We start from the raw sequence: 3,197 nt of genomic DNA, 5'->3' as shown, positions 1-3,197 counted from the left end.
GCACAATGAAAACAGAATATATATATTAGATCAAAAATTTCTAAAGAAAACAGAAAAAACCGAGAAAAAAGTAAATAAGTAAGAAAAGACTTATTCACAAGAGTTCAAGGAAGAAGAACGAAGCGAAGAAAGCTACACACGATTAAGTAGAAAAGAGCGCACGGAGGATGCCTTGGCACTAGGAGCCGAAGAAGGACGTGACAAACGACGAAACGCTACGGGGAGCTGTAAGTAAGCAAAGAGCCGTAGATATCCGAATGGGGGAACCCACCGCAAGTAAAGAGGCGGTACGCGAAAGCGAGGTAACGCAGGGAACTGAAACATCTAAGTACCTGCAGGAAGAGAAAGAAAAATCGATTACCTAAGTAGCGGCGAGCGAAAGGGTAAGAGCCCAAACCAATGTGCATGCATATTGGGGTTGAAGGACTCTCAAGAAAGAGTATAGCGAAGTATAGTTGAAACACTTGGGAAAGTGTACCAAAGGAGGTAAAAGTCCTGTAGACGAAATGCAAAGTTAACTTGAGAGAGCACCTGAGTACGGCGGAACACGAGGAATTCCGTCGGAATCTACCAGGACCATCTGGTAAGGCTAAATACTACCTAGTGACCGATAGTGAACCAGTACCGTGAGGGAAAGGTGAAAAGAACCCCGGGAGGGGAGTGAAAGAGAACCTGAAACCGTGTGCTTACAAGTAGTCAGAGCCCTTAGGGGTGATGGCGTGCCTTTTGTAGAATGAACCGGCGAGTTACTTTATCATGCGAGGTTAAGTGGAAGACATGGAGCCGAAGCGAAAGCGAGTCTTAATAGGGCGAGATAGTATGATGGAGTAGACCCGAAACCAAGTGATCTACCCATGTCCAGGTTGAAGTTTAGGTAACACTGAATGGAGGACCGAACCAGGACACGTTGAAAAGTGTTTGGATGAGGTGTGGGTAGCGGAGAAATTCCAATCGAACTTGGAAATAGCTGGTTCTCTCCGAAATAGCTTTAGGGCTAGCCTCGTTGTGAGTTTACTGGAGGTAGAGCACTGTTTGGACTAGGGGCCCATCCCGGGTTACCGAATTCAGACAAACTCCGAATGCCAGATAAATATCAACGGGAGTCAGACTGCGGGTGATAAGGTTCGTAGTCGAAAGGGAAACAGCCCAGACCGCCAGCTAAGGTCCCAAATTGTATGTTAAGTGGAAAAGGATGTGATGATGCACAGACAACCAGGATGTTGGCTTAGAAGCAGCCACCATTTAAAGAGTGCGTAATAGCTCACTGGTCGAGTGACATCGCGCCGAAAATGTACCGGGGCTAAACATACAACCGAAGCTGCGGATATAACAAATGTTATATGGTAGGAGAGCGTTCTAACATCGAAGAAGCCGAACTGGAAGGTGAGGTGGAGAGGTTAGAAGTGAGAATGCCGGTGTGAGTAGCGAAAGATAGGTGAGAATCCTATCCACCGAAAGACTAAGGTTTCCAGAGGAAGGCTCGTCCGCTCTGGGTAAGTCGGGACCTAAGGTGAAGCCGAGAGGTGAAGCCGATGGACAACAGGTAGAAATTCCTGTACCACCAAATATCGATTGAGAGAAGTGGGGACAGAGGAGGCTAATTGATCGTCCTGATGGAATAGGACGTCTAAGCGTAAAGGCTGAGTGGTAGGCAAATCCGCCACTTGAAAGGTTGAAGCGTGAAGGGGAGCGAAAAGAAGTAGCGAAGTCAATGAAGCCAAACTCTCAAGAAAAGCCGCTATCGAGATAAGAGGTGCCCGTACCGCAAACCGACACAGGTAGTTGGGAAGAGAATTCTAAGGTGAGCGAGAGAACCATCGTTAAGGAACTCGGCAAAATGACCCCGTAACTTCGGGAGAAGGGGTGCCTACGAGAGTAGGCCGCAGTGAATAGGCCCAAGCGACTGTTTAACAAAAACACAGGTCTCTGCAAAACCGAAAGGTGAAGTATAGGGGCTGACGCCTGCCCGGTGCTGGAAGGTTAAGAGGAGTGCTTAGCGCAAGCGAAGGTATGAATTGAAGCCCCAGTAAACGGCGGCCGTAACTATAACGGTCCTAAGGTAGCGAAATTCCTTGTCGGGTAAGTTCCGACCCGCACGAAAGGCGTAACGATTTGGGCACTGTCTCAACGATGGACTCGGTGAAATCATAGTACCTGTGAAGATGCAGGTTACCCGCGACAGGACGGAAAGACCCCATGGAGCTTTACTGTAGCTTGATATTGAATTTTGATGCAGTATGTACAGGATAGGTAGGAGCCTAGGAGATATGCACGCCAGTGTATAAGGAGGCGATGTTGGGATACTACCCTTGCTGTATTGAAATTCTAACCCACGGAATAGAAAACCGGGAGACAGTGTCAGGTGGGCAGTTTGACTGGGGCGGTCGCCTCCTAAAGAGTAACGGAGGCGTTCAAAGGTTCCCTCAGAATGGTTGGAAATCATTTGCAGAGTGTAAAGGCACAAGGGAGCTTGACTGTGAGACAGACAAGTCGAGCAGGTGCGAAAGCAGGACTTAGTGATCCGGTGGTACCGAATGGAAGGGCCATCGCTCAACGGATAAAAGCTACCCTGGGGATAACAGGCTTATCTCCCCCAAGAGTCCACATCGACGGGGAGGTTTGGCACCTCGATGTCGGCTCATCGCATCCTGGGGCTGTAGTCGGTCCCAAGGGTTGGGCTGTTCGCCCATTAAAGCGGTACGCGAGCTGGGTTCAGAACGTCGTGAGACAGTTCGGTCCCTATCCGTCGTGGGCGTAGGAAATTTGAGAGGAGCTGTCCTTAGTACGAGAGGACCGGGATGGACGTATCAATGGTGTACCAGTTGTCACGCCAGTGGCATAGCTGGGTAGCTAAATACGGAAGGGATAAGAGCTGAAAGCATCTAAGCATGAAGCCCCCCTCGAGATGAGATTTCCCAATAAGTAAGACCCCTTGAAGACGACAAGGAGAATAGGTTAGGAGTGGAAGTGCGGTAACGTATTGAGCTGACTAAAACTAATAGGTCGAGGACTTAATCAAGTGAAGTTCGAGCTGTAGAAGAAGAAGAGATAATATATGTATGAAGTTTTCGTCTGGTGGCGATAGCGAAGAGGACACACCTGTACCCATACCGAACACAGAAGTTAAGCTCTTTAGCGTCGAATGTAGTTGGGTTTACGCCCTGTGAGACTAGAACGTTGCCAGGCTTTTGAGGAGG

Annotated in this window: 2 rRNA genes; both read left to right on the top strand. The window is 48.7% G+C overall.

Annotation, left to right across the window (positions count from 1 at the left end):
* Nucleotides 1-140: 140 nt before the first annotated feature.
* Nucleotides 141-3,019: ribosomal RNA gene (locus H612_RS0104605) — 23S ribosomal RNA — on the top strand.
* A 52-nt stretch (nt 3,020-3,071) separates the two neighbouring features.
* A 5S ribosomal RNA gene (gene rrf / locus H612_RS0104600) occupies nt 3,072-3,186 on the top strand.
* Nucleotides 3,187-3,197: the final 11 nt, after the last annotated feature.

This window comes from Gemella cuniculi DSM 15828, from assembly GCF_000425665.1.
Classification (GTDB): Bacteria; Bacillota; Bacilli; order Staphylococcales; family Gemellaceae; genus Gemella; species Gemella cuniculi.
The sequence above is the reverse complement of the archived record's forward strand: the minus strand, read 5'-3'. Positions and strand labels throughout refer to the sequence as shown.